The sequence below is a fragment of the Janthinobacterium sp. PSRC1-1 genome (genome assembly GCF_049897525.1).
Lineage (GTDB): Bacteria > Pseudomonadota > Gammaproteobacteria > Burkholderiales > Burkholderiaceae_D > Janthinobacterium > Janthinobacterium tructae.
Genome location: NZ_JAFCWK010000009.1, coordinates 154,206 through 180,556, shown reverse-complemented (window position 1 = coordinate 180,556; position 26,351 = coordinate 154,206). Strand labels below are relative to the sequence as shown.

At 64.3% G+C, this 26,351-nt stretch carries 24 protein-coding genes; 15 read left to right on the top strand and 9 right to left on the bottom strand.

The genetic code is table 11. From position 1 onward, the window contains the following. Positions 1-10: 10 nt before the first annotated feature. The gene (locus ACP7DW_RS20190) at positions 11-286 is read right to left on the bottom strand and encodes a hypothetical protein (RefSeq protein WP_426056362.1); all 276 of its coding nucleotides are present in this window, start codon (positions 284-286) and stop codon (positions 11-13) included. A gap of 159 nt (positions 287-445) precedes the next feature. Between ACP7DW_RS20190 and ACP7DW_RS20185 the strand changes: the two genes are divergently transcribed. From ACP7DW_RS20185 to ACP7DW_RS20175, 3 genes are all read left to right on the top strand, one after another. Next, on the top strand, positions 446-1,216 hold the full coding sequence (locus ACP7DW_RS20185; RefSeq protein WP_426056361.1) for a transferase spermidine synthase: 771 nt from the start codon (positions 446-448) through the stop codon (positions 1,214-1,216). 154 nt (positions 1,217-1,370) lie between these two features. After that, positions 1,371-4,238, top strand: coding sequence for a bifunctional diguanylate cyclase/phosphodiesterase (locus tag ACP7DW_RS20180; protein WP_426056359.1), 2,868 nt, complete (start codon positions 1,371-1,373; stop codon positions 4,236-4,238). A gap of 273 nt (positions 4,239-4,511) precedes the next feature. Next, positions 4,512-5,462 carry a hypothetical protein gene (locus ACP7DW_RS20175; RefSeq protein WP_426085163.1) on the top strand — a complete coding sequence of 317 codons (951 nt, stop codon included), beginning with the start codon at positions 4,512-4,514 and terminating at the stop codon, positions 5,460-5,462. Positions 5,463-5,544: 82 nt separating this feature from the next. Here ACP7DW_RS20175 and ACP7DW_RS20170 read toward each other — a convergent pair whose 3' ends face one another. From ACP7DW_RS20170 to ACP7DW_RS20155, 4 genes are all read right to left on the bottom strand, one after another. Then, positions 5,545-6,426, bottom strand: a complete 882-nt coding sequence (locus ACP7DW_RS20170) for a LysR family transcriptional regulator (RefSeq protein ID WP_141168670.1) — start codon at positions 6,424-6,426, stop codon at positions 5,545-5,547. A 69-nt stretch (positions 6,427-6,495) separates the two neighbouring features. Next, complete coding sequence (gene trhA / locus ACP7DW_RS20165) at positions 6,496-7,113, bottom strand: PAQR family membrane homeostasis protein TrhA (protein ID WP_426056357.1); 618 nt, start codon at positions 7,111-7,113, stop codon at positions 6,496-6,498. Between the two features lie 100 nt (positions 7,114-7,213). Beyond that, positions 7,214-8,704 carry an NYN domain-containing protein gene (locus ACP7DW_RS20160; protein ID WP_426056355.1) on the bottom strand — a complete coding sequence of 497 codons (1,491 nt, stop codon included), beginning with the start codon at positions 8,702-8,704 and terminating at the stop codon, positions 7,214-7,216. A 113-nt stretch (positions 8,705-8,817) separates the two neighbouring features. Further along, on the bottom strand, positions 8,818-9,948 hold the full coding sequence (locus ACP7DW_RS20155) for a dienelactone hydrolase family protein (protein WP_426056354.1): 1,131 nt from the start codon (positions 9,946-9,948) through the stop codon (positions 8,818-8,820). Positions 9,949-10,162: 214 nt separating this feature from the next. Between ACP7DW_RS20155 and ACP7DW_RS20150 the strand changes: the two genes are divergently transcribed. Continuing rightward, the gene (locus ACP7DW_RS20150; RefSeq protein WP_426056353.1) at positions 10,163-10,534 is read left to right on the top strand and encodes a flagellar basal body protein; all 372 of its coding nucleotides are present in this window, start codon (positions 10,163-10,165) and stop codon (positions 10,532-10,534) included. Between the two features lie 25 nt (positions 10,535-10,559). Here the strand turns inward: ACP7DW_RS20150 and ACP7DW_RS20145 are convergent, their stop codons facing one another. Beyond that, the gene (locus tag ACP7DW_RS20145) at positions 10,560-11,159 is read right to left on the bottom strand and encodes a TetR/AcrR family transcriptional regulator (RefSeq protein ID WP_298413150.1); all 600 of its coding nucleotides are present in this window, start codon (positions 11,157-11,159) and stop codon (positions 10,560-10,562) included. 140 nt (positions 11,160-11,299) lie between these two features. Here ACP7DW_RS20145 and ACP7DW_RS20140 point away from each other — a divergent pair, with 140 nt between their 5' ends. The 3 genes from ACP7DW_RS20140 to ACP7DW_RS20130 are packed head-to-tail and all read left to right on the top strand — an operon-like array spanning position 11,300 to position 14,173. After that, on the top strand, positions 11,300-12,361 hold the full coding sequence (locus ACP7DW_RS20140; RefSeq protein ID WP_426056352.1) for a sugar phosphate isomerase/epimerase family protein: 1,062 nt from the start codon (positions 11,300-11,302) through the stop codon (positions 12,359-12,361). Between the two features lie 13 nt (positions 12,362-12,374). After that, on the top strand, positions 12,375-13,247 hold the full coding sequence (locus ACP7DW_RS20135) for an alpha/beta fold hydrolase (RefSeq protein WP_426056351.1): 873 nt from the start codon (positions 12,375-12,377) through the stop codon (positions 13,245-13,247). Continuing rightward, positions 13,244-14,173, top strand: a complete 930-nt coding sequence (locus tag ACP7DW_RS20130; protein WP_426056350.1) for an alpha/beta hydrolase — start codon at positions 13,244-13,246, stop codon at positions 14,171-14,173. Before ACP7DW_RS20135 ends, ACP7DW_RS20130 begins: the two co-directional genes overlap by 4 nt. Positions 14,174-14,254: 81 nt before the next feature. Here ACP7DW_RS20130 and ACP7DW_RS20125 read toward each other — a convergent pair whose 3' ends face one another. Both ACP7DW_RS20125 and ACP7DW_RS20120 read right to left on the bottom strand, forming a co-directional pair. Then, a complete protein-coding gene (locus ACP7DW_RS20125) occupies positions 14,255-14,791 on the bottom strand; it encodes a molybdopterin-dependent oxidoreductase (RefSeq protein ID WP_426056349.1) in 537 nt (178 codons plus the stop codon). A gap of 30 nt (positions 14,792-14,821) precedes the next feature. Further along, positions 14,822-16,804, bottom strand: coding sequence for a TonB-dependent receptor plug domain-containing protein (locus ACP7DW_RS20120; RefSeq protein ID WP_426056348.1), 1,983 nt, complete (start codon positions 16,802-16,804; stop codon positions 14,822-14,824). Positions 16,805-17,092: 288 nt separating this feature from the next. On the opposite strand from ACP7DW_RS20120, the gene ACP7DW_RS20115 reads away from it, so the two are divergent. The 8 genes from ACP7DW_RS20115 to ACP7DW_RS20080 all read left to right on the top strand — a co-directional run bounded on the left by ACP7DW_RS20115 (position 17,093) and on the right by ACP7DW_RS20080 (position 25,247). Next, positions 17,093-17,917, top strand: coding sequence for an IclR family transcriptional regulator (locus tag ACP7DW_RS20115; RefSeq protein WP_426056347.1), 825 nt, complete (start codon positions 17,093-17,095; stop codon positions 17,915-17,917). A 39-nt stretch (positions 17,918-17,956) separates the two neighbouring features. Then, entirely contained in the window at positions 17,957-19,111 is a 1,155-nt protein-coding gene (locus tag ACP7DW_RS20110; protein WP_426056346.1) for an acyl-CoA dehydrogenase family protein, read from the top strand. An 11-nt stretch (positions 19,112-19,122) separates the two neighbouring features. Next, a complete protein-coding gene (locus ACP7DW_RS20105; protein WP_426056345.1) occupies positions 19,123-20,661 on the top strand; it encodes a class I adenylate-forming enzyme family protein in 1,539 nt (512 codons plus the stop codon). A 60-nt stretch (positions 20,662-20,721) separates the two neighbouring features. Beyond that, a complete protein-coding gene (locus ACP7DW_RS20100; RefSeq protein ID WP_426056344.1) occupies positions 20,722-21,888 on the top strand; it encodes an ABC transporter substrate-binding protein in 1,167 nt (388 codons plus the stop codon). 103 nt (positions 21,889-21,991) lie between these two features. Further along, the gene (locus ACP7DW_RS20095; RefSeq protein WP_426056343.1) at positions 21,992-22,864 is read left to right on the top strand and encodes a branched-chain amino acid ABC transporter permease; all 873 of its coding nucleotides are present in this window, start codon (positions 21,992-21,994) and stop codon (positions 22,862-22,864) included. Continuing rightward, positions 22,861-23,835 carry a branched-chain amino acid ABC transporter permease gene (locus ACP7DW_RS20090; protein ID WP_426056342.1) on the top strand — a complete coding sequence of 325 codons (975 nt, stop codon included), beginning with the start codon at positions 22,861-22,863 and terminating at the stop codon, positions 23,833-23,835. Before ACP7DW_RS20095 ends, ACP7DW_RS20090 begins: the two co-directional genes overlap by 4 nt. Continuing rightward, complete coding sequence (locus ACP7DW_RS20085; protein ID WP_426056341.1) at positions 23,828-24,541, top strand: ABC transporter ATP-binding protein; 714 nt, start codon at positions 23,828-23,830, stop codon at positions 24,539-24,541. Before ACP7DW_RS20090 ends, ACP7DW_RS20085 begins: the two co-directional genes overlap by 8 nt. Before the next feature lie 4 nt (positions 24,542-24,545). Continuing rightward, positions 24,546-25,247, top strand: a complete 702-nt coding sequence (locus ACP7DW_RS20080; RefSeq protein WP_426056398.1) for an ABC transporter ATP-binding protein — start codon at positions 24,546-24,548, stop codon at positions 25,245-25,247. Between the two features lie 26 nt (positions 25,248-25,273). Here the strand turns inward: ACP7DW_RS20080 and ACP7DW_RS20075 are convergent, their stop codons facing one another. Then, the gene (locus ACP7DW_RS20075; RefSeq protein WP_426056340.1) at positions 25,274-26,263 is read right to left on the bottom strand and encodes an HDOD domain-containing protein; all 990 of its coding nucleotides are present in this window, start codon (positions 26,261-26,263) and stop codon (positions 25,274-25,276) included. Positions 26,264-26,351: the final 88 nt, after the last annotated feature.

The window sequence follows — 26,351 nt, the reverse complement described above, 5'->3', positions numbered from 1 at the left end:
GCGCGCCAGGTCAGATTTCGTGTTCGACATTCGTGCTGCCGTCGCCGACCTTGCTGGCCCACGCCTGCACGAAATACTGTTTTTCAACGTCAGTGGGCGCCTCATGCCAGAACACGATGAGGGTGCCCTTGTGGTCATGGATCTGCGCCACTTTTTCGATGAATCCGAAGTTGGCGGCCACGTCGGCCAGCGCCGCCGCATAACCATAGACGCGCGTCAGCCGCTCGATGCGGTCAGGCTCGGTAAAACTGTTCGTCGCGGTAATGATGGGGTGATCCAAAAACATGCTTGTCTCCATGGTGCCCGACTGCGCGGCCGTGCCGCCGCGTGCCATCTACATATACACATGCTCGGCGCGGATTAATCGGGTATGCTCACGGGAGCTTATCAGATTTCTCTGAATGCAACAAAGCATCTCCCCCAGTCCACTCAGCGAAGTCGCCCTATGCCGCATCCCCAATTACCTGCCGTGCGCGCGCCCCAGGTGCATACCTGTGGCGACCGGCGCCGCCTGGAATTCCAGCCAGGCATGATCCAGAGCGAAATGCTGCTGTCGCGCCCCGACCATCTGCTGCTGCGCTATGCGCGTGCCATGATGTGCTTTACCCTGTTCGTGCCGCGTCCCCGGCACATCCTGATGGTGGGACTGGGTGGCGGCTCGCTGCTGAAATTCTGCCACCGCCACCTGCCCGAGGCACGCATCACGGTGCTGGAATTACGCGCCGACGTGATCGCCCTGCGCGAGCAGTTCATGCTGCCGCCCGACGACGCGCGCTTGCGCATCATCGAAACGGACGCCGTCAGCTATATCCGCCAGCATCCGGGCTGCGCCGACGTGCTGCTGCTCGACGGCTACGACGAAACGGGCCTGCCGCCCGCACTGGGCAGCGCGCGCTTCTATGCGGACTGCCTGCGCACCCTGCTGCCCGGCGGCGTGCTGGTCGCCAACCTGTTCAGTTATGACGAGCACTACCCTGCCATGCTGGCGCGCCTAATGCTCACCTTCCGCGGCGCCGTGTGCCACTTCGACGGCATCGCCGGCAACAACCGCATCGTCTTCGCCGCCAGGCCAGACACGCTCGGGGCGGGCCGTGCCCTGCGCGTCGTGCGCCTGGTGCGCTGGCGGCGCGTGTGCGGCCTGGGTTTCCTGAACCGCTGGCTGCCTGCATGGCAGTTGTGGCGCGTGCGCCGGCGCTCAGGCGCGGTCAGCAACTGAAAGTCATCCTCGCCGGGCATGGATGTTGTTGCTTATTGGCAGCGATTGGGTGCAAAATCCGCATCATGGATGTGGTTTATGACACACTATGGCCTGCGCGGGGCCGGCAGGCGCCGCCGAATCCAGGTATCCATGAAGTGAGATAGGAAAAAACATGCTGCGTCGCCGCCTGCCATTGTCGACTTCTGCCGCGGCTGCGCTGACCTTTGCCTGCGGCGTGAGCATCACCGCCGTGCTGTTCGCCGCCATCAGCCAGCTCGAATACGACAAAATGAGCCTGAGTCTGCAGCAGCGCGCCGGCGCGCGCGTGGCCGCCATCGAGCAGGGACTCGACGACGCGGTCGAGGTGCTGACCACGACGAACCAGCTGTTTGCCGCCGTCGTACCGGTCACGCGCGAGCAGTTCCACGACTTCACCACGCCGCTGCTGCAACGCCACCCGTTCATCCAGGCCTTCAATTTCCACCGCATCGTGCCGCATGCGCAACGCGCGGCGTTCGAGGCCGAGCTGCGGCGCATCGTGCCCGATTACGCCATGACGGAAATGCACGATGGCGTCGTCGTGCCCGCCACGCCGCGCGCCAGCTACCTGGTGGTCGATTACCTCGAACCGCTGCAGGGCAACCGCCCCGCCTTCGGCCTGAACGTGCGCCCTGACGGCTTGCTGGCCGGCGCGCTGGAACAGGCCATCCTCAGCGGCCAGACCACCGCCACGGGCCTGCTGGCCCTGGCGCAGGGTCCGCAGCTGGGTTTCGTTATCCTGCGCCCCGTGTACCGCCATGGCGTGCCCCTGCAGACGGTGCAGCAGCGGCGCGCGGCGCTGATCGGCGATACCGCGGCCATCGTCCGCGCCGGGGAACTGGTGCAGAAAATCCTCGCCGGCGCCGACCTGCTGGGCGACCCGCAGCTTGAACTGAGCGTCTACGCCGACGCTGACGCCGACCCGCGCCAGTTGATCTTCCGGCATGGCCGGGCGCCTGCCGCCGCAGCGGGCGACGCCTGGGAGTCGCTGCCACGCTGGCTGCGATTTGCCTATCACAGCCATTATGACCGGGGCTTTGCCTCCGCCGGCCGGCCCTGGCATGTGCGCGTGGTGGCCCATCCGCGCCCTTTCCTGGCCGACCACCTGGGCTCATTGTTCACCCTGATCACGGGTTTGCTGTTCAGCGTGCTGACGGCCGCCTTCGTGCAATCGCTGACGCAGCGCTCGCGCCGCGTGCAGCTGCTGGTGGAACAGCGCACGGCCGACCTCAAGCGCAGCAATGAACTGCTCAGCGCCGACGTGCGGGCGCGCCAGCGCACCGAACGCGCCCTGCAGGAAAGCGAAAAGCGCTTCCGCCGCCTGCTGGCCCTGTCCTCGGACTGGTACTGGGAACAGGATGCCAACTTCTGCTTCACCCACATCACCGGCGGCTTTGCGGACAAGTCGAACATGCCGCTGGAACGCTTCATCGGCCTGACACGCTGGGACAACAACCCGGAGATGCGCAATTCGCGCTGGGGCAAGCAGCATATCGCCAACCTGGAAGCGCACCTGCCCTTTTCCAACCTCGAATATGCGATGAAAGACCGCGATGGCCAGCTGCGCTGGTTCAGCATCAATGGCGAACCGCTGTTCAACGAGCTGGGCGAATTTCACGGCTACCGGGGCACAGGGTCCGAAATCACGGAACGCAAGCTGGCCGAGCAGAAAATCCAGCACATCGCCCACCACGACGTGCTGACGGGCTTGCCCAACCGCGCCCTGCTGCGCGACCGCCTGGCGCAGGCCATGGCCCTGTCACGCCGCAAGAACCGGGCCTTGTGGGTGCTGTTGATCGACCTCGACCGTTTCAAGTTTGTCAACGACAGCCTCGGTCACAAGGCTGGCGATCTGCTGCTGAAAACCATCGCCACGCGCCTGCAGGCCAGCCTGCGCGAAAGCGATACGGTGGCGCGCCTGTCGGGCGATGAATTCGTCGCCATCCTGTGCGAACAGGCCGACGAAGTGCTCAGCGGCGCCATCGTGCAGCGCGTGATGGATGCCGTGGCGCAGCCGGTACTACTCGACGGCAAGGAATTTTTCGTCACCTGCAGCATCGGCGTGGCCGTCTACGACATGTCGCGCTACGACGCCCCCGGCGACGCGACCTTGCATGGCGAGACGCAGAACCTGATCGAGCAGGCCGACATCGCCATGTACTGCGCCAAGAAACAAGGCCGCAACAACATCAAGTTCTACACGACGGCCATGAACCAGGCCACGCTGGAGCGCCTGCGCATCGAGACGGCGCTGCGCAACGCGCTCGAACGCGAGCAGTTCGTGCTGCATTACCAGCCGCAGGTGGACCTGGCCAGCGGACGCATCGTCGGCGTGGAAGCGCTGCTGCGCTGGCAGCACCCGGAACTGGGCATGGTGGCGCCGCAGCGTTTCATCGCGCTGGCCGAAGATACGGGCCTGATCGTGCCGATCGGCGCCTGGGTCATGCGCGAAGCGTGCAAGCAGGTGAAACGCTGGCATGCGGCGGGGCTGGACACGCTGCGCCTGGCCGTGAACCTGTCGGCGCGCCAGTTCAACGAGCCGAACCTGGTCGCCTCGATCGCCGACGTGCTGCTGGAAACGGGCCTGCCGCCCGCCAGTCTGGAACTGGAGCTGACGGAGAGCCTGTTCATGCACGACGTGGCGCTGGCCGTCAGCCAGCTGCACGACATGAAGGCGCTGGGGGTGCAACTGTCGATCGACGACTTCGGCACCGGCTATTCCAGCTTCGCCTACCTGCGCACCTTCCCCATCGACGTGCTGAAGATCGACCGCAGTTTCGTCGGCGACGTGGCGCGCGACGCGGACGACGCGGCCATCGTCGTCTCCATCATCGCCCTGGCGCACAATTTGAAGCTGCGCGTGGTGGCCGAAGGCGTGGAAACGGCCGAACAACTCGATTATTTGCGCCAGCATGGCTGCGACGAAGCGCAAGGCTATTACTTCAGCCACCCGCTGCCGGCGCTGGAACTGGAACTGCTGCTGCAGACGGAAACAGCGTAGCGCAGAGGGACGATAATCAATCCGGCCAGCCGCCCTCATCACGGTCGCCATCCACGTCCACAACCTTGACATCTTCCACTGACGTGCCCTACCCGAACCTGCCCGTCAAATCGCCCTTGCCGGCAAACACGATGGTACGCACGCCATGCAGCTTGCCATCGCTACCGACGACCTGCATTCTATCGGTGACTATTGAAGAGATTGCGGCATATCAAAGACGCTATAATTTTTTTCATAATGGCAACCTTCCTGCAACACACATCGGAAATGAGCATGATCATGAAGCCGAAGTCGCCAGTCTTCCCCGCTCCACCCGTGATAGTGCGTACCAGAGCGGTCCAGACAAGACTGGTGCAGCGGCCCAGTGCGCCGCCAGCGTTCATCCCGCGCGATTCCCGCACCGCCAGGCTGCCGCCGGTGTTTCGGCCGCAAAGTGTGTCACCAGTATTACAAGCGAAGCCTGCATTTGCGCCTTTCCGGGCCCTGATACAGCGTGCAGTGGCAGCAAACACCTGTCCGGCTTGCAATAAGAGCTTCCCGACGCCGCAGGAATTGGTGGTGCATCGCAGCCAATCGTGTACGGTCGCGATAGAGCTTGACGAGATGAGCGATTGGACTGACGAGTCGCTCGATTCCGGCGACGAGCGTGAGGCCTTCGCCACCTCGAACAAGCGCTCCAAGCAAGCGGGGCTATACCGAAAACACAAGCACCGCGAGCTGCCATTTCATACCAGCGCCGGGTTGGCCGGTGCTGTGCGCGACGTTGGGCATGACGGCGCGGGCCAGTTTGCCGCCAACACGCATGCGCTGCTCAGCGGCGTCAATAGCACAGGGACTCCGGTCCGTCTCATGGCCAATCTGAGTACGCTCAACGCCATGAAGGCATACGCGTACCGTCATGGCGCACTGGTGATGTCAGCGGCATCAAATGTTTTTGGCAAGAGCCAGCATATTCACGCCGAGATGTACTTGCTCGCGGTGCTGACGGGCGGCGACGAATCGAAGATCCCGGGATGCATGGCAGGTATGCACTTGGTGGTGGACAAGCCCATCTGCCAGCAGTGCTACCCTTTCGTCAAATTGGCAGCGCCCGATTTGGTGGACGATGGCGTCAATTTCAACGATAGCATGACCGGCCGCGGAGATTTCAGCGCCAGCTGGAAGACGCCGTTTACAAAAAAGCTGCAGCAGCGCGCCTCTGCTGTGAAAAACCCTTTCCTCTAGAAATCTGATGATGATTTCAAAATACCAATAGATATTACCTTGAGAAAAATACGGGCATGCTCGCGCAAACCGCTGCCGCTGCTTAAAGCTTCTGCTGCAGGAATTCGAGGAAGCAGCTGATGCGCTGCGCCAGCTGGGTGTTACGGTAATACACGGCGTGGATCTGCTGGCGGTAGCCCGTATAGAACGGCTGCAGCACCGGCACCAGGCGGCCGGCGGCGATGTCGTCCTTCGTCATGAAGTCGGACAGGCAGACGATGCCCTGGTCATGCAACGCCAGCTGACGCAGGGTTTCGCCGCTGGAAGCGGCCAGCGCAGGCACGATCTGCAGGCTGTTGCCGGCAGCGTGGCGCAGCGGCCAGTTGTTGCCCAGGTCGTACTGGGCAAAGCCCAGCAGCGCATGGCCGGACAGCGCTTCCGGCGTGGCCGGTTCGCCGTGGCGCGCCAGATAGGCGGGCGTGGCCAGCACGTGCAGTGGACTGGCACTGAGCGGGCGCGCATGCAGGGTCGAGTCGACCAGGGCGCCGATACGGATGGCGATGTCGGTACGGTGCTCGAGCAGGTCGGCGATCTGGTCATTGCTGGTCAGTTCCAGGCGGATGTCGGGGTACATGGCGCGAAACTCGGCCACGTGCGGCACCACGCAATGGAGCATGAAGGGCGAGGCGGCATCGACGGACAGGCGCCCGGCCGGCTTCTGGCGGCGGATGCGGATCGATTCCTCCACGTCTTCCATCGAGGCGAGGATGGCGCGCGCCTTGTCCAGGAACAGCTGCCCCTCTTCCGTCAGCTCCATGCGCCGCGTGGTGCGCGTCAGCAGCGAGGTGGCCAGCTTGTCTTCCAGACGCGACAGGGCGCGGCTGACGCCCGAGGTGGTTTGCCCCAGGTGCACGGCGGCCGCGCTCAGGGTGCCGCTGTCGATGACGGTGACGAAGATTTTCAGGTCGTCCGAGTTGATGTCCATTCTTGCCCTTGTTTCACAGATCGGGGCATTATAATGGAATCACGGCAACAGTGAGGGCGAGCGGCTACGTCAGGCAACGTAGAACAAAATGGCGATAAAATGACAGCTACTGCCGGCCAGCACGAACAGATGCCAGATGCCGTGACCGTGGCGCAGCTTGTGGTCGGTGGCGTAGAAAGCGATGCCGCCCGTGTAGCACAGCCCGCCTGCCACCAGCCACAGGAAACCGTTCCACGCGAGCGCCGCCAGCAACGGCTTGATGCCGATGACGATGAGCCAGCCCATGGCCACGTAAATCACCAGCGACAGGATGCGCGCGCCTTTCGCGTACACATATTCCTGCACGATGCCGCACAGGGCCAGGCCCCAGACGACGCCGAACAGCGACCAGCCCCACGGCCCGCGCAGGGTCACCAGCATGAAGGGCGTATAGGTTCCCGCGATGAGCAGATAGATGGCGCAGTGGTCGAGCCGCTGCAGCACGGCCTTGGCCTTGCCGCGCACGCTGTGATACAGGGTGGAAGTGAGGTAGAGCGTGAGCAGCATGGCCGCATACACGCTGCAGCTGACGATTTTCCAGGGGTCGCCCGTGCGGGCCGCCGCGACGATCAGGATGACGCCACCGATGGCCGCCAGCGCGGCGCCCACCGTATGGGAAATGCTGTTGAAGCGTTCGCCGTGGTACATGCTTAACACCGCTTTGCTAAGACGCAACAGACACCCGGGGTCAGACCCGTCGGGACTCGGCGTCCCCGTCTGACCCCAGCCTTGCTCGGCAAGGTGTCAATCAAGCGTCTTCCGCCTTCTTGCGCGCGGGACGGCGTGCCGGCGTCTTGCGCGGCGCCTTGGCCGGCTTGTCTTCAACGACCGGAGCCACTTCGACCGGCGCAGGCTCGATGACTTCGACTACCGCCTCAACCGCCTTCTTGGCCGGCTTTTTCGCCGCCGCCGTCTTGCGGGCCGGCGTGCGCGGCTTGGCTTTAGGCTTCGCTTCGGCGACGGTTTCCACGATCACCTCGGCTACCGGCTCGGGCACTGGCGCAGGCACGGCTTCCACCGGAGCTGCCTCGACGGCCTCGGCGCGCGCTGCACGGGCGCCATCGCCATTCTTGCGGCCGCCACGGCCATTGCGGCGCGAACCGCGCTTGGCGTTGCCCTCCTCGGCCACCGCTTCCACGGCTTCGGCCACCTCGTGCAGCACTTCCGGCTGCGGCGCCGGCGCATACTGCTCGATGACAGCCGATTCGGCCTCGGCCACCGGCACGAAGGCCTGTGGCGCGGACTCGCCGCGGCGCTGCTCGTTCTGCTTGCGGCCGCCACGGCCATTGCGGCGCGAATCGCGGCGGCTACCGCCTTCGCGGCTGTTGCCCTCTTCCGCCGTCGCGCCGGTCTCGCCGCTGGCGATGACGTCAGTGGCGGCTTCCCCGTTCACGGGCGCAGCCACGGGAACCAGGCCGCTGCTGCGGTAGACATACGCGCCCGATTTTTCATCGCGGCCAAATTCCAGCAAGCCGCGCGTCTGCGCTTCTTCCAGCAGGTTGCCGAAGGTGCGGAAACCGTAATACGATTCACTGAAGTCCGGCTTGCGGCGCTTGATCGCTTCTTTCAGCATCGAAGCCCAGATCTTGCCGCTGTCGCCGCGCTCCGAGACCAGCGCGTCGAACGTTTCGACGGCCATCTCGATCGCTTCCGTCTTGCGCGACTCGTATTTTTCCTTGCGACGCACTTCTTCGTCGGGTGAGCGCTTGACAGCGGCAGCCGGGCTTTCGCGCGCGTCGCGCTTGGCGGCCGTGCGGCGGCTCTCGCGCACCAGGTCATCGTAGAAAATGAATTCGTCGCAGTTCGCCACCAGCAGGTCGGAGGTCGACTGCTTGACGCCCACGCCGATCACCTGCTTGGCGTTTTCGCGCAGTTTCGACACCAGCGGCGAAAAATCGGAATCGCCACTGATGATGACGAAGGTGTTCACGTGGGCCTTGGTGTAGCACAGGTCCAGTGCATCGACCACCAGGCGGATGTCGGCCGAATTCTTGCCGGACTGGCGCACGTGGGGAATTTCGATCAGCTCGAAGTTCGCTTCGTGCATGGTGCCCTTGAAACTTTTATAACGGTCCCAGTCGCAATATGCCTTCTTGACAACGATGCTGCCCTTGAGCAGCAAGCGTTCGAGGATGGGCTTGATATCGAATTTTTCGTAATTTGCATCTCGCACGCCGAGCGCGACGTTCTCGAAGTCGCAAAACACGGCCATGCTGAGGTTTTCTGGGGATGACGCCATAAGGATGAATTCTCGCTGGATAATAAGGGCGGACGGGAAGCGCAACGCCTCCCTTTTCGCCTAGTATATTCGCCCATCCCCCGTTTCGGCGACAACTATCGTGCGCGGCAGCGCTATTGCGCACCGCCGACGGCGCTGGCGCCCGGCCAAACCACGCTTTCATCGACCGAATACAACTGGCACGGCAGGCTGCTGCGGCGCTGGCACGAAGCGAGTGCGCGCACGTCGGGGCTTTCGCCCTCCTCGGCCCAGCCCCAGGCGCCGCTGGCCGACAGGGCAAAGGCGCGCGGCGCGGTTTTCTCCAGGAAGACGCGGTAGGCGGCGCGGCCCTGCTCTTCCAGATAGGGCACGGCGGCGATATCGTCCTGCGGCGCGAAATGCGTGGCGGGCGGCGACGGCGCATCGGCCACGCGGTAGACCTGGCGCACCGGCATGCCGATGCTCTGCAGGAAGCGCTCGGTGGCGGGCAGCCACACGGCCACGCCGTCGCGGCTGCCCAGGGTCAGGTGGGCGTCGCGCTTGAACGGGCCATATGCGACCAGTTCCGCCTGCCCGCCGGAACCCGTGAACGAGCGAAACAGGCGCTGCGCCAGGGCGGGTCCGAAATAGGAGTCATTTGCGCCATACAGCCACAGGCTGGGAATGTGATTGTAGGCGCCGAAGGTGGCGAAAGTCTTGGCCAATGCCCCTTGCCAGTCGCAGCCGGGCATGTCGACGCGCAGGCCGCCGGAAAAATTGAGCACGCCGCGCACGCCGGGCAGCACCCGGGTGGCCAGCGCCAGCGCCGCCATGCCGCCATACGACTGGCCCGCGACGACGATGCGCTGCGGGTCGACCCAGCTCTGGCCGCGCGCATACGCCAGCGCGGCCAGCATGTCGCGCGCCTGGCCCTGGGCGTTGCCCAGCATGTCGCAGCCAAAATCGCGGTAGGCGCCCGTGGAGCGCGCAAAGCCGGCGCGCATGGGCAGCATCACCGCATAGCCGCGGCGCACGAATTCGGTGGCCATATAGATGAAGCGCTCGCGCTGCTGCAGCCGGGCCGGGCCGGCCTGCTTGCCGTGATTCATCAGCAACAAGGGAAACGGACCGGGGCCGGCGGGACGGAACACCGTCGTCTCCAGCGCCTCGCGCAAGCCGTCACCGGCCGGCACCATGATCACCTGCTCGTTCAGGCGCGCATCGAGCGGCAGCGGCGAGGGGACAAGCTGGGCGTGCAGGGGCAGGCAAGGCAGACTGAGCAGCAAAGCCAGGAAAATGGGGTGACGCAGATGGAAAATGGCGGACTCCGTGGACGACTTCCCTGCCAGTCTAGGCAGTGAAATGCCACAGAGCAATATGAAAATATTATGTGATGCCGCTATTTTTTACGGCAATCACTGGCCGGAAAAATGGTTGCCTTACGCTGCCACACTTTTCCCGCTGGCAGGAGTAAACTGGGCATATTCTGAAGGAGTCGCCATGTCCATCTCCGCCCTCACCAGCGGTACCTCGGGGCTGACCGCCAACCAGCGCGCGCTGGATGTGGCCGCCAACAATATCGCCAATGCGAATACGCCGGGCTTCAAGCCGCAACAAGCCGCGTTCCAGGAGTCCAGTCCGGCCGGCACGGGCGTGACGCTCTCCGTCGAAGGGCGCAAGCTGGCCGCCAGCGAAAGCGTCAGCGGCGCCAATGCGACTGCGGCCAAGGCGGCCGAAAGCCGGCCGAACGGCGTGGGCCTGGCGTCCGAACTGACGGACAACCTGGTCTACAAGGCCGGTTTTAATTTATCGGCGAATGTCGTCAAGGCCGCCGACCAGGCGCTGGGCAGCCTGATCGACGTCAAGACTTGAAGACACTGACTATCGACAAGCTAGTCTAGCTTTGCATTTCCAGCGCCAGCGGCGCCATGGCCGGTGTAATCAGCGCCAGCAGCCGTTCGGCCGGGATGCCGTCGCGCGCCTGCACCGACAAGCCGTGCAGCAAGGCCGCATAGTAGTCGCCCAGCGCCTGCACGTCCGCCCCCTCCTTTAATTCTCCCGCCAGCTGCGCCGCGCGCAGGCGCTCGATGACCGCTTGCGTGCGCGCGCGCCGGTGCTGCGCCAGCCAGTCGGCAATCCCCGCGTTTTCCGCGCTCGTGTTGGTCGCGGCCGTGACCACCATGCAGCCTTGCGGCTGGCCGCTGCGCGTATACAGCAGCACGGCTTCTTCCAGCATGCGCGCCACGGCCTCGCGCACATTCAGGCTGGCCGCCAGCGCGTGCACGGCAAACGCGCCCTCGCCCGTTTCATACAATTCCACGGCTTCGCGGAACAGCTGCTCCTTCGAGCCGAACGCCGCATAGATGCGCGCCGAGGCGATGCCCAGCGCCGCCACCAGGTCGGCCATCGACACGCCTTCATAGCCGCGCGTCCAGAACGCGTCGCGCGCTTTTGCCAGCGCCAGCGCGCGGTCGAATTCTCTCGGTCTTCCTGCCATTGTGATCCTCTGCTTGCGAAGTGGCGGCCAGTATAACGCCTGGCACGCCACCCGCCGCCGCGATTTATTTTGCAGCGACGTCTTGACCGAAGGGAAAATTTCGCCTATTCTTTGTCGATCGACAAACAATAGGAGCCGATATGAAAACCATCCAAGGACCGAGCCTGCACCTGGCCCAATTCGCCGCCGATACGGCGCCCTTCAACACCCTGCCCGCCATCGCCGAGTGGGCGGCCGGCATGGGCTTCAAGGCCCTGCAGATTCCCGCCTGGGATGCGCGCCTGTTCGACGTGGCGCAGGCCGCACATAGCCAGCAATACTGCGACGACCTGGTCGCCATGCTGGCCGGCCATGGCCTCGTCATCAGCGAACTGACGACGCACATCCTCGGCCAGCTGGTGGCCGTGCACCCGGCCTACGACGCGCTGTGCGACAGCTTCGCGCCGGCCCACCTGCACGGGCAGCCGGCGGCGCGCACCGAGTGGGCCATCGAGCAGGTGAAACTGGCGGCGATGGCCTCGAAACGCCTGGGCCTGACGGACATGGGCACGTTTTCCGGCTCGTTCGCCTGGCCATATCTGTTCCCGTTCCCGCAGCGCCCGCCCGGCCTGATCGAGGCGGCCTTCGACGAACTGGCGCGCCGCTGGCTGCCCATCCTCGACGTGTGCGAGGAACAGGGCATCAACCTGTGCTACGAAATCCACCCGAGCGAAGATCTGCATGACGGCATCAGCTTCGAGATGTTTTATGAAAGAGTGGGCCGCCACCCGCGCTGCAAGATGCTGTTCGACCCCAGCCACTTCGTGCTGCAGCAGCTGAACTACCTGGAATTCATCGACATCTACAAGGACCACATCCGCATGTTCCATGTGAAGGATGCGGAATTCAATCCGACGGGGCGGCAAGGCATCTATGGCGGCTACCAGTCGTGGGAAAACCGCGCCGGGCGTTTCCGTTCGCTGGGCGATGGCCAGGTCGACTTCAAGGCCATCTTCTCGAAGATGGCGCAGAACGATTACGCGGGCTGGGCCACCCTGGAATGGGAATGCTGCCTGAAGGACCAGGAAGTGGGTGCGCGCGAAGGCGTGGCCTTCATCAACGCCCACATCATCGCCGTGACCGACAAGATCTTCGACGACTTCGCCGGCGCCCCCGTCAGCGAACAACAGATCCATCAATTGCTGGGCATCCAGCACAACTGAACAAGGAAACACCATGAACGAATTTACACATGATTACGTCCGCATCGACGGCCAGCGCCTGCATTGCGTGATCGCTGGTCCCGGCACCGGCAAACCCGTGCTGCTGATCCCCGGCTGGCCGCAAACCTGGTACGCCTGGCGCCATGTCATGGCGGCGCTGGCGGCCAATGGCTACCAGGCGATCGCCATCGACCCGCCCGGCAGCGGCCACTCCAGCCGCCCGGCCGATGGCTACGACACGGGCGCCGTGGCCGCCACCCTGCACCGCACCATGCTGGCACTGGGCCACGCACAGTACGATGTCGTCGGCCACGACATCGGCATGTGGGTCGGCTATGCGCTGGCCAGCGATTTCCCGCAGGCCGTGACGAAACTGGCGCTGACGGAAGCCGTGATTCCCGGCCTGGCACCGGCGCCGCCGATCTTCGTTGCGCCATCCGACAACATCTTCCTGTGGCACTTCATGTTCAACCAGGTGCTCGATTTGCCGGAAATGCTCACGGCGGGCAAGGAGCGCGAATATATCCGCTTCATTTTCGACCGCTGGTCGTACCGCCGCGACAAGGTGGCCGTCGACGTGTATGCGGACGCCTACGCCACGCCGGGCGCCCTGCGCGCCGGTTTCGCCTACTACCGGGCGATTCCGGAAACCATCCGGCAAAACCTCGAGCGGGCCAAGCGCAGCCTGCCGATGCCCGTGCTGGCCATCGGCGCCGACCACGCGACGAATGACGCGCCCCTGCTGACCATGCAGGGCAAGGCGGATCATTTACAAGGCGCCATCGTCGCCGAATGCGGCCACTTCATCATGGAAGAACAGCCGGAAGCGTTCATCGCTCACCTGCTGCCCTTCCTGGCCGGAGAAAAGTCAGGAAACAACGCATGAGCCTCGATCCGCTGATCGCCGCCTGGCTGGAAGAGAGCAAAAATGCGCCGCCGCCCGCCTCGCTGGCAGACCTGCGCGCCGCCACGGAAACGGGCTTGCGCCAGCTGCACGGGCCATTGGAAGACGTCGCTTCGATCCAGGATTACGTGCTGCCCGGTGAACATGCGCTCATCGTGCGCGCCTACGTGCCGGCCGGCGCGGACACAAGCAAGGCCGTGCCCGCCATCGTCTTCGCGCATGGCGGCGGATGGTGTCTGTGCTCGCTGGACCTGTACGACAATCCGTGCCGTGCGCTGGCCAACGCCACCGGTTGCGTGATCTTTTCCGTCGACTACCGGCTGGCGCCCGAGCACAAGTTCCCCGTGCCGCTAGCCGATTTTTATCGGGCCTTGTGCTGGGTCGCCGAGCATGCGGCGGCGCTGGGCGTCGACGCGAAGCGCCTCGCCGTGGGCGGCGACAGCGCGGGCGGCAACCTGGCCGCCGCAGCGGCACTGATGGCGCGCGACCAGGCCGGCCCGGCGCTGGCGCACCAGTTGCTGCTGTACCCGGCGCTCGATTTCGCCTTCGACACGGCGTCGTACCAGCGCTATGCGGACGGCCATTCGCTGACCAGGGAGGCCATGCGCTTTTGCTGGTCGGCGTACCTGAACGAGCCGGCCGAGGGCGCGCAGCCTTATGCTGCGCCCCTGCGGGCCGCCTCGCTGAAGGACCTGCCGCCGGCGACGGTGCTGGTGTGCGAATTCGACCCGCTGCATGACGAAGGCGCGGCGTATGCACGGCGCTTGCGCGACGACGGCGTGGCGGCAGAGTACGTGCAGCTTGACGGCATGATCCACGCATCGATCCACATGCTGGGCCTGACGCCAGCGGCGCGGGGATTGTTCGACGTGGCGGGCAAAGCAATGAGACAGGCACTAGGCGCTTAATGGAAAGGGGGCTGTCCTTACAGGATCGGTATGCGCCCTACTAGGGCGCATACCCCCGGCGGGTCAGACCCCAGCATGCCTCTATTCCACCAATTTGCGCACCTCGATGCCGTTCAGCCACTTCACGTGGCGCGGACCCGTGCGAATGTCTTTTGCCGAGATGAGGGCGATCTCGCCATCGTTGTCGTCGAGCGCCTTGCCGTTTTTTTCGTAGTAGACGATCACGCCCTCGCCGGCCGGCGCGTTATACAGCTCGCCCCAGGAAAACACCACCGCGTAGCCATCGGTGGCCGTGGCGATGATGGCGAGCTTCTTGACGTCGTTGTGGCCAGGCGCATCGAGCACCGCCTTGTCGAGAATATCGCGCAGGCGCACGCCACGATAGCTGGTGATGGTCTCGGCCTTGTCGCCGTTATGGCGCGTGACGGCAATCTCTCCGCCATTGGCCGGCGGCAGGCCGCGCAGGTCGGCCACCTTCAGGGTCAAGGGCGTTTCCACCATGCCCGTCACGGCGAGCGCGTGGCTCATGTTGTCGCGCGCCTGCGCCGGACCGGCCCATGCGGGTGCCGCCGACAGCAGCGCGGCCGAAGCAAAACCAAGGAATATTTTCTTCAACATGCTGTGTCCTTTCATGAAACAATCAAAAAATCAGAACTGGTATTGCGCATTGGCCAGCCAGGTGCGTCCGGCGCCGGGAAAACCGTCGGCCAGCGCGTAATTGCGGTCAGCCAGGTTCGCCACGCCCGCTTCCAAGGTCAATGCCGGCATGGGGCGGTACACGGCCTTCAGGTTCAGCGTCGTAAAACCGCCGAGTTCCAGGGTGTTCGAGACCCAGCGCCCGCTGTTCGATTCAGCGATGGCCACCACGTCGACCTGGCGCCCCGCGTGCAGCACGGCGTGCGCCGTCAGCTTGTGGCGCGGCACGTCCGTCAGGCGGATGGCGCGGTCGCTGACGTTTTTCATGTCCGTATACGTGTAATTGCCGCCGACATCCAGCCAGGCGCCGGCGCGGCCGCGCAAGCCCAGCTCCACGCCGCTGATGTGCGCCCTGCCCGCGTTGCGCATCTGCGCGCGCACGCCCGAGACGTTCGCCACGCTCTGGATCTTGTCCTTCACGTCGCTGTAGAACAGCGCCGCCTCCAGCGCCAGGCCTTGCGCATTACCCTGATAGCCCAGCTCATAATTCATCGCCTCCTCCGCGCGCAAGGCCGGGTTTTCGATATACGTGCCCAGGCGCTGCGAGTAGCGGTCCTTCAGGGTCGGCAGGCGCGACTTGCGCGCCACGGTGGCATACACGCGCGCATCAAGACCGGTCTTGCGGAACAGGCCCGCCTGCAAGTCGGTGGCCGATTGATTCTCCGGCAAGGTATAGGCATTGCCGGCGCTGTAGACGGTGTCCGGGCGCAGCGCGTTGCGCGAGACGCCCAGCGACAGTTCCGTCGCTGCGTCAATGGCGATGCTGTCTTCCGCGCCCAGGGTCCACAGGGCATCCTTGTACCAGGTGGTGCGCACGCCTTTGGCATCGAGTTCCTGGTGCTCGTCGGCCTTGACGCTGGCGACAAAACGCAGGCTGTGCGCGGCCAGGCGGAACGATTCGAGTTCCACCGCGCCGCCATTCGTGCGGTCGTTATAGATGCTGCGACCGCCGCTGACGCTACCCTGGCCGCTGGTTTTCAGGGTCGTGTAGCTGCCGTTCGTGTAAGACGTGATTTCATTGTCGTAGCTGTCGTGGTACAGGCGCAGTTTCAGGCGCTCCTGCTGGCCCAGGCGCGTCTGCGAGACGAAATACACGCTTTCCTTGTTCCAGTACGGCCATTGCCAGTAGCGCGCGCCGACGGGGTTGGTCGACGGCGGCTGGCCCTTTTCGCCATGCTGCTTGTAGTAGCTCAGTGCATACTCGTCGCCAGCCTGCGCGCCATCGGGCGTGTAGCCCACCTTGAACGACAGTTTATGGTCCTTGCGGTAGGCGTTGTTGCGCATGCCGCCGTCTTGCGTGGCCGTCGGGCGGAAGTCGGACGACAGGGGGAAGCCGTCGCTGTCGATATACGACACGCCCGCCTGCAGATACCACAGGCCCTGATTCGTGCCCACGTTGGCCGAGACCTGGCGCTCGCTGTCCGAGCCGAAACCGATGGAGGTATCGCCTTCCAGCAGCGCGGACGGCTTGCGCGAGATCAGGTTGATGGCGCCGCCCAGAGTATTGGCACCGTAGGCCACGGAACTGTAGCCCTTGGCCACCTGGATGGCGGCCAGGTCGGCCGTCGTGAAGCGGTTGAAATCGACGTAGCCGTCATACGGCACGTAGACGGGAATGCCGTCGATGTACAGCGGCACCTGGCGCGCATCGAAGCCGCGGATGGCGACGGTTTTTTCGTTGCGCGCATTGGTCGACAGCGACACGCCCGACAGCAGATTGAGGGCGTCGCCCACGTTGTCGCGGTTAAAGCGGCGCATCTCGGCGCGGCTTATTTGCGCGCCCACCTGCTGTTCCATTTCTCCTGCCTGGTCGCGCTGGCCGATCACCGTCACCGTGCCCAGCACGAACGGCGCCGCAGCATCCGCGTCTTCCTTGCCAGCGGCCTGCTGTGCCAGCGCCAGCATCACGGCGCCTGCCATTACCTGTTTCAACATCGTTTCAATCTTTCCATTATCGTTGTATATCGTCTTATATAGCGATATGCAAAAAAATACAAAAAAAGCGGCCACGCATGCGGTGGCCGTCACCCAACAGCGCAATATACAGACGTATATAGCGATGCTCAAGCGACAAGAGCGAAAGCGCGCGCGCAGGTCAAATTCCACGCTTTTTTCATGCAGCGCAGCATTTCGCTGTGCGAACGCATGTTTCACAAAACGGTTGACATGCGAGATCCGGCTAGGCAAACTGATTTCCAGGGAGTCAGAAAAATGAAGGCAAATATGACAAATATTCCAGCCGCGGCAGATCCGGAACTCATCGTCTTCAGCGACGACGAGGAAGGCAAGGACCGCCAGTTCGTCAACGCGCTGGCGCGCGGTCTGGAGGTGCTCCGGTGCTTCCGCCCCGGCGAAGTCCATCTGTCGAACGCGGACATGGCCAAGCGCACGGGCATCCCCAAGCCCACCATTTCGCGCCTCACCTATACCCTCACCAAGCTCGGCTACCTGAATTACTCGGACAGCCTGGGCAAGTACCAGCTGGGCGCCGGCGTGCTGGCCCTCGGCTACCGCATGCTGTCGAACCTCGACGTGCGCAAGATGGCGCGCGCGCTGATGGAGGAGCTGGCCGAACATGCGCAGGCCTCCGTCTCGCTGGGCACGCGCGACCGCCTCAGCATGGTCTACGTGGAAACCTGCCGCAGCAGCGCCAACGTCACCCTGCGCCTCGACGTCGGCTCGCGCATTCCCCTGATGACGACGGCCATGGGCAAGGCCCTGCTGTGCATCCTGCCGCAGGCCGAGCGCGACTATCTGATGGACCATGCGCGCCTGCACGAGACGCAGCGCTGGCCGCGCATCAAGGCCGGCATCGAACAAGGCTTCAAGGATTACCAGGACCGGGGCTTTTGCATCTCGGCCGGCGAGTGGCAGAACGACGTGCATGCGGTGGGCGTGCCCATGCTGGGAGCCGACGGCGAACAGGTGATGGCCTTCAATTGCGGCGGCCCCGCCTTCCTGCTGTCGCGCGAAAAACTCGAGTCCGACCTGGGACCGCGCCTGGTCGCCCTGGTCAAGACAGTGGAAAAAAACCTGGGCCGCGGGTAGACTGCGCGCCCCCTCTCAATATCGCCTTCGAGGACCCCGATGATACGCGACGAAGAAACCCTGAACATCCTGCTCGACAGCATCGCCCGTTTCGTGCGCGAAGTGCTGGTGCCGAACGAGGCGCTGGTGGCCGAAACGGACACGATACCGCCGGCCATCGTGGCGCAGATGCGCGAGCTGGGCCTGTTCGGCCTGTCCATTCCGGAAGCCTACGGCGGCCTGGAACTGAGCATGGAAGAGGAAGTGCGCGTGGCCTTTGAAATCGCCCGCACCTCGCCCGCCTTCCGCTCGCTGATCGGCACGAACAACGGCATCGGCTCGCAAGGCATCGTCATCGACGGCACGGAAGCACAAAAACAATACTATCTGCCCAAGCTGGCGGCCGGCGATATCATCGGCTCGTTCGCCCTGACGGAAGCGGGATCGGGCTCCGACGCGGCCTCCCTGCGCACGAGCGCCGTGCGCGATGGCGACTTCTATATCCTCAACGGCAGCAAGCGCTATATCACCAACGCGCCCGAAGCCAGCATCTTCACGGTGATGGCGCGCACGGACCCCGTCAAGCGCGGCGCCTCTGCCATTTCCGCCTTCATCGTGGAAAAGGATACGCCGGGCCTTTCTTTAGGTAAGATCGATAAGAAGATGGGCCAGCAAGGCGCGCATACCTGCGACGTCATCTTTGAAAACTGCCGTGTGCCGGCCGCGAACATCATCGGCGGCAAGGAAGGCGTAGGCTTCAAGACGGCCATGAAGGTGCTCGACAAGGGCCGCCTGCACATCGCCGCCGTCTGCGTGGGCGCGGCCGAACGCATGCTGGGCGACGCCCTGGCGTATGCCATGGAACGCCAGCAATTTGGCCAGCCCATCGCCGATTTCCAGCTGATCCAGGCCATGCTGGCCGACAGCAAGGCCGAGATTTACGCGGCGCGCAGCATGGTGCTCGATTGCGCGCGCCGGCGCGACAACAAGGAAGACATTTCGACGGAAGCGTCGTGCTGCAAGCTGTTCGCCTCCGAAATGTGTGGCAGAGTGGCTGACCGCTCCGTGCAGATCCACGGCGGCGCCGGCTACATCAGCGAATACGCGGCCGAGCGCTTCTACCGCGACGTGCGCCTGTTCCGCATCTACGAAGGCACGACGCAGATCCAGCAGATCGTCATCGCCCGCAACATGATCAAGGCTGCACAAAAGTGAAGGAGGCCGCGATGGACATTCCCGCCCTGCTGGCCGGCTTGCCGGCGCGCCTGTCGGCCATTCCCGCCTACTGGGCGGCGCGCGCGCCGGACGCGCCGGCGCTGCATGAAGCTGGCCGCAGCTGGACCTACGCGCAGCTGCAGCACAGTGTGGAAAGTGCCGCGCAGCTGCTGCGCCAGCTGGACGTGCGCGCCGGCGACCGCCTGATGGTGGTGGGCGAGAACTGCGCGCTGCAGGTGGCGCTGATCTTCGCAGCGGCCAGCATCGACGCGTGGATCGTCAACGTCAATGCACGCCTGTCGGCGCGCGAGATCGACACCATCGCAGGCCACTGCTCGGCGCGGCGGCTGCTGTTCCTGGCCGGCGCCTCGCCGGAAGCGGCCGCACATGCGGCACGTCTGGGCGCGGCCAGCGCCACGGTTGACGGCATGGGCGAGCTGCTGGCGGGCGAGTCGAACGACGCAGCCATCGCGGAAGCCACGGTCCCCGGTGACGAACAGGTGGCCGCGCTGATCTACACGACGGGCACCACGGGCCAATCGAAAGGCGTGATGCTGACGCACCGCAACCTGCTGTTCATCGCCGCCGTCTCCAGCACCTTGCGGGGCTTGAGCAGCAGCGACCGCGCCTACGGCGTGCTGCCGATTTCCCACGTGTACGGCCTGGCCTCGGTGGCCCTGGGTACCCTGTATGCGGGCGCCGCGCTGTACCTGGTGCCACGCTTTTCCGTCGATGGCCTGCTGGCCGCATTGAAAGACGATGGACTGACCATCGTCCAGGGCGTGCCCGCCATGTACGCCAAGCTGCTGCAAACCCTGGGCGGCGCCGACACGCCGCTGCCCACGCGGCTGCGCTTCGCGTATGCGGGCGGCTCGCCGCTGGCGCCGTCGCTCAAGCGCGACGTGGAAAAACTGCTGGGCACCACGCTGCACAATGGCTACGGCATGACGGAAAGCGCGCCCACCATCAGCCAGACGCGCCTGGATGCACCGCGCCGCGACGATTCGGTCGGCATGCCGATCCCGGGCGTCGAAGTGCGCGTGGTGGACGTGGCCGGCCTGGACGTGGCGCCGGGCGAGCCGGGAGAATTATGGATACGCGGGCCGAACGTCATGGCCGGCTACTACCGGGAACCGGCCATGACGGCGGCCACCATGCGCGACGGCGGCTGGCTCAATACGGGCGACATGGCGCGCCAGGAACCGGACGGCGCGCTGTTCATTGTCGGGCGCACCAAGGAACTGATCATCCGCTCCGGCTTCAATGTGTATCCGCTGGAAGTGGAAACGGCCCTGAACGCCCACCCTTCCGTGGTGCAGTCGGCCGTGGTCGGGCGCACGCTGGACGATGGCAACGAGGACGTCATCGCCTATGTGGAGCTCGATCCGCGCCAGCCCGCCAGCGTGGCACAATTGCAGGCCTGGCTGGCGCAAACGCTGTCGCCGTACAAATGCCCGTCCGCCATCATCGTCATGGACGCGCTGCCGGCCGCCGCCACGGGCAAGATTTTAAAGGGGCAGCTGCGGCAAATGGCGCAGAATGCCCGATAAGTTGACCATGTAGTACCAGACCCGAGAATAAAACCAAGCCACATCACCGGAGGAGACACGATGAAACGCAGCTACACACGCATCGCCATGGCAGCGCTGGTTGCCAGCGCCTGGATGACGCAGGCCAGCGCCGACGAATTCCTGGTCGGCGCGGAAATCCCGCTGACGGGCAACCTGGCGCGGGTCGGCGCCGGCATGCAGGAAGGGATCATGGTCGCGGCCGAGGTCTTCAACAAGACCAACGGCAAGCACACCATCAAGGTCATCACCGTCGACGACGAATCGGCGCCCGCCAAGGCCATCGCCGCCGTGGAAAAGCTGGCCAGCCAGGGCGTGGTGGCCATCACGGGCGGCTATGGTTCGAACAATATCTCGCCCGCCTCGGACACGGCCAATAAGCTGGGCCTCGTCTATATCACCTCGGGCGGCGTGGACGACAGCCTGGTGGCCAGCGGGCGCAAGAATTTTTTCCGCATCAATAACACGGCCGGCTACGAAAAAGCCATGCTGGGACTGCTTGCCGACGTGGGCGCCAAGTCCGTCTCCATCGTGTATTCGACCAAGGACGCCACCACGGGCCTGGCGAAAGACGTGGAAAAAGCGCTGACGGCCAAGGGCGTGAGGGTGACGACGCATTCCTTCGACCCTGCCATTACCGACTTCAAGCCCATCATCAACAAGATCAAGCTGCAGGATAAATCGGAAGTGGTGGCCATGGTCGGCTACGAAAACGATTACGTGGGCATCATCCGCGCCGCCCGCGTCCTGAAACCGAAGATCAAGGCCATGGTGGGCGTATGGTCGCTGGCCACGCCGAAAATGGCATCCGACTTCCCCGACCTGATGCCGAACGTCTTCGGCACGGCCCTGCTGCCCTTCCCCACGCAATTCAAGACGGCCGACGGCAAGGCCTTCAGCGACGCCTACAAGCAGTTGTACAAGAAGGAACCCGATTACCTGGGCCAGTTCGGCTATGTGCAGTCGATGCTGCTGTTCGAAGCGATCGCGCGCGCGGCCGACAAGGGCACCATCAAGAAGGGCGGCGTGGCCGAGGAAATGCGCAAGACGGACCGCGAAACCCTGATCGGCCGGGTGCAGTTCGCCGCCAATGGCGACAACCAGAACTTCGTGCACCGCATGGCGCAGCACCAGGACAAGAAGGTGGTGATCGTCTGGCCGAAGGAACACGCGACGGGCAAGCTGGCCTACCCGGCCCTGCCCTGGTAACAGCAGCCTCCCGCTGCACACGCGCGTGCTCCGGCGCGCACCGATGAACGGCAGTCCTGCGCAGTGTACATACTGCGCCAGGGCTGCCTGACGGGATGACGACATGACAGAATTAATCTTGCAAGCCCTGTATTCGGGCTTGCTGCAGGGCGGCTCCTACGCCCTGATCGCACTGGGACTGGCGCTGGTCTTCGGCACCATGAAAGTGATCAACCTGGCGCACGGCGAACTGGTGCTGCTGGCCGCCTACATCGCCTACAGCGTGGAATCGGACCTGGGCCTGGGGCCCATGTTCGCCATTCCCATCGCGCTGGTGATCGTCAGCCTGACGTCCGTGGGCGTGTATCTGATCGTCAGCCGCATCCAGAAAGACCGCGAAATCAATTCGCTGATCCTCACCTACGGCATCGGCGTGATACTCACCAATGTCATTTTGCTGGTCTGGAAGGCCGACATCCGCTCGACCTCATCGAGCTGGCTGCAGGAAGGCATCGAGATCGGCCCGTTTTTCAGCATGCGTAGCGAAGTGATTTTCTTTGGCGTCAGCCTGGTGCTGATGGCGGCGCTGTGGCGCTGGCTGGCCACCAGCTGGTACGGCCGCGCCGTGCGCGCCGTGTCCAGCAACCGCGACGCGGCCAAGCTGATGGGCATCGACCCGGGCCGCACGGAACTGGTGTCGTTTCTCGTCGCCGGCATCCTGGCCGCCTTCGCCGGCGTCGCCCTGTTCAGCTATGGCGTGATCCAGCCCGCCTACGGCGGCGCGCTGACGGTGAAAGCGTTCATCATCACGGTATTGGCCGGCATCGGTTCGATCCCCGGCGTGCTGCTGGCCGCCGTGCTGCTGGGCGTGGCCGAAGCGTTGACCGTCACCCTGGCCAGCTCCGCGCTACAGGAATTGTCCGGCATGGTGCTGTTCCTGCTGGTGCTGTTCATCATGCCGAACGGCTTGTTCGGCGCACAACGGAGGCGCGGATGAAGCGCTCGACACTGATTGCAACGGCCGGTTTGCTGCTGGCCGCGTATGTCGCCGTGCCGCTGGCCCTGGGCGGCAACCAGTACGTGATGAGCATGGTGGTGGCGGCCCTGATCATCGGCGGCGTGGCCATGTCCTGGGCCTTGCTCGGCAACTTGGGCGGCATGGTCAGCTTCGGCCATGCCGCGTTCTTCGGCGTGGGCGCGTATGTCTCCGCGCTGGCCACCGTGAAACTGGGCTTGCCCGTGTTCGCCGCCATGCTGCTCGGTGGCGCGGGCGCGGCCATCGCCGCCGTCATCATGCTGCCCGTGCTGCGGCTGCGCGGGCCGTATTTTGCGCTGGCCATCCTCGCCTACGCGCACATCTTCCGCATCCTGGCCACGGAATGGAGCTCGGTGACGGGCGGCGCAGGCGGCATCAACAATATCCCGGCCTTGCCCACCGTCTTCGGCTTCGATTTGGCCAGCAAGACGGGCGCCTACCTGGTGGTGCTGACCCTGGTGGTGGCATGTACGTTTGCCTACAGCCGCATCCGCGCCAGCCATTACGGCATCGCCCTGCGCGCCATGCACGACAGCGAAGACGCCACGCGCGTCGTCGGCGTCAACAGCACCCTGCTGAAAGGCGCGATGCTGCTCGTGTCGGCCTTCATGGCGGGCCTGTTCGGCGCCTTCAACGCCCACTACATCAACTTCCTGGAGCCGGACTACGCCTTCAACAGCCTGTGGGTGACCTTGCCGATCGTGGCGGCCATCTTCGGCGGCTACCGCACGATACTCGGCCCCGTGCTGGGCGCCGTGGTGGTCTACCTGGTCGACCAGCTGATCTTCAAGTCGCTGATCCCCACCGGGCACCAGCTGGTGCTGGGCGTGCTGCTGGTGGCGATGATCGTCTTCAGTCCGAACGGCTTGCTGCCGCTGCTGCAAAAATGGCTGAAAAACATGTTCCAGGCGAAGGAGAAAGCACATGCTTGAACTCGACAATGTGTCCGTGCGCTTCGGCGGCCTGACGGCAGTCGATTCCGTCACGTTAAAGGTCGGCAGCCACGACGTGATCGGCCTGGTGGGCGCGAATGGCGCCGGCAAGACCACGCTGTTCAATGCGATTTCCGGCCTGGTGCGCCCCACCAGCGGCAGCATCCGCTTCGAAGGGCGCGACATCATGGCCACACCCATGTACCAGCGCGCGCGCCTGGGACTGGGCCGCACCTTCCAGATTCCGCAACCGATGCATGAACTGACGGTGCGCGAAAACCTCGTCGTGGCGCAGCGCTTCGGCACCGGCAAGGTCGACATGCGCAAGATCGATGAAATCCTCGATTTTACGAGCCTGCTTGACAAGGCCGGGCGCGATGCGGCCAGCGAACTGGCGCTGACGGAACTCAAAGCGCTGGAAGTGGCCAAGGCGCTGGCGACGAACCCGAAACTGCTGCTGTTAGACGAAGTGCTGGCGGGCCTGGAAACGAACGGCAAGCGCCGCTTCATGGGCATGCTGAAGGACTTGCACGCCGCCTTTGGCGTGGGCATCGTCATGATCGAGCACGACATCGAGACCATCAGCAACCTGTGCCAGCGCGTGGCCGTGCTCAATTTTGGCCAGCTGATCGCGGACGGCACGCCCGATTGCGTGTTCCGCGATCCGGCCGTCATCGAAAGCTACACGGGAGCAGCGCATGCCTGAAACGATGCTTGAAATAAGTCAACTGCGCGCCGGCTATGGCGCCATCAATGTGCTGTGGGATGTCTCGCTGTCCATCCAGAAGGGCAAGCTGACCACCATCATCGGCCCGAACGGGGCCGGCAAGACCACGCTGCTACGCGCCATCATGGGGCTGCTGCCCGTGGGTGCAGGCAGCATCGCGCTCGACGGCGTGGCCATCAACGGCACGCCCACCTGGAAGATGAGCGACGCCAGAGTCACCATGATCCCCGAGGGGCGCATGACGTTTCGCGACATGAGCGTGGAAGAAAACCTGATCATGGGCGCCTTCCCGAAAGAGCACCGCAGCCACATGCCGGCGCGTCTGGCCGACGCCTATGCCATGTTCCCGCGCCTGCACGAGAGGCGCCGCCAACTGGCCGGCTCGCTCTCGGGCGGCGAGGCGCAGATGCTGGCGATGGCGCGCGGCTTGATGTCGGACCCGTCGCTGCTGATCATCGACGAGCCTTCGCTGGGACTGGCGCCGCTGGTGGTCAACGAACTGTTCGAGATCCTCGCGCGCCTGAACGACGGCCGGCGCACCATCATTTTAGTCGAGCAGAACACGGCACGCGCCGTGGCCGTGGCCGATCACGTGTACCTGATGCAAAGCGGCAAAGTGGCGCTGTCGCAGGCAGCTTCCGAAGTCAAGCTCGAACACCTGCACGAACTCTATTTTGCACGCTGAGTGATATCAGCCGCACGCGGCTGGCATCACTCGTCGTCGGCCAGTTTGCCAAACGCCAGCAGCTCACTCTTGCCGAGTCCGGTCGTCACGAAAGGATCGTCGGCAGGAAAGCGGCCGCTATCGGCCAGCATGCGCAGCTTGCTCAAGCGCTCGCCCAGCGCCAGCGCTTGCGCCTGCGGATCGGCATCGGCGCTGGCATCGACGCCCGCCAGCCCGATCGCGCGGGTCACGGACTGGGGAAACTCCCACAATTCGGCGATGCGTACCGACAGGATGCGCGCTTGCGCAAACACCTGCGCAATGAAGGAGTCCGATTGCGGAAAGACATCGGGGCCATGCATCTGGTCGATCAGCCGGAACGCCACCACCAGGCCGACATTGGCCATCAGCCCCGCGAGGTAGGCATCGAAGGCGTTGGCATGCATCGTCGGCGCGACCAGGCTGGCCGCCAGCGCACATTTTTCGGACTGGCGCCAGATCAGCGGCGCCGTGCGCACGGTCAGCCCGCCGCTTTGCATGCTGACGATGGGACGGAAGGCGACGCGGGCGAGCAGCATGCGCATGCCGTTTTGCCCGAGCAGCATGATGGCGCCTTCCATGTTGTTGATCGACGGGCTGGCGTTGTAGCGCGACTGGTAGCAGGGCCGGTTCGCTTCGCGGTAGACCTCGGCCACCAGCAGCACATCCTGGGCCAGCTGGGCCGACAGCTTGGCCGCGCTCATGTTTTCATCTTGCAAGGTACGCATCAACTGCGGAATGATGGCGGGAATGCGCGGCACCAGCGCGGCGCCGGCGATCGGTTCACGCACCAGGCGCGCCAATTCGTCCAGAATCTGCTGTTCCGTCTCCGCCGGAGCCTGCGCCGAACCCGCAGCCGCCAGCCAGCGGTAGTACATGGCATCGATTTCGGTGATGGTGGCTGGCTGCCGCGTCGCCTCGGGCGCCGCCGCTGCCGTGACTGGCGCAGGCTTGTTTTTTTCGTCGCCGCCGTTCAGTAATTTTCCTATCCAGCCCATTTTGCTATCCCAAGCCCTGTATGCATCATTATCGCGAAATTCGCTCCGTGATTTTACTTGATGACAGCAGCGCCGGTGCAGCGGGCGT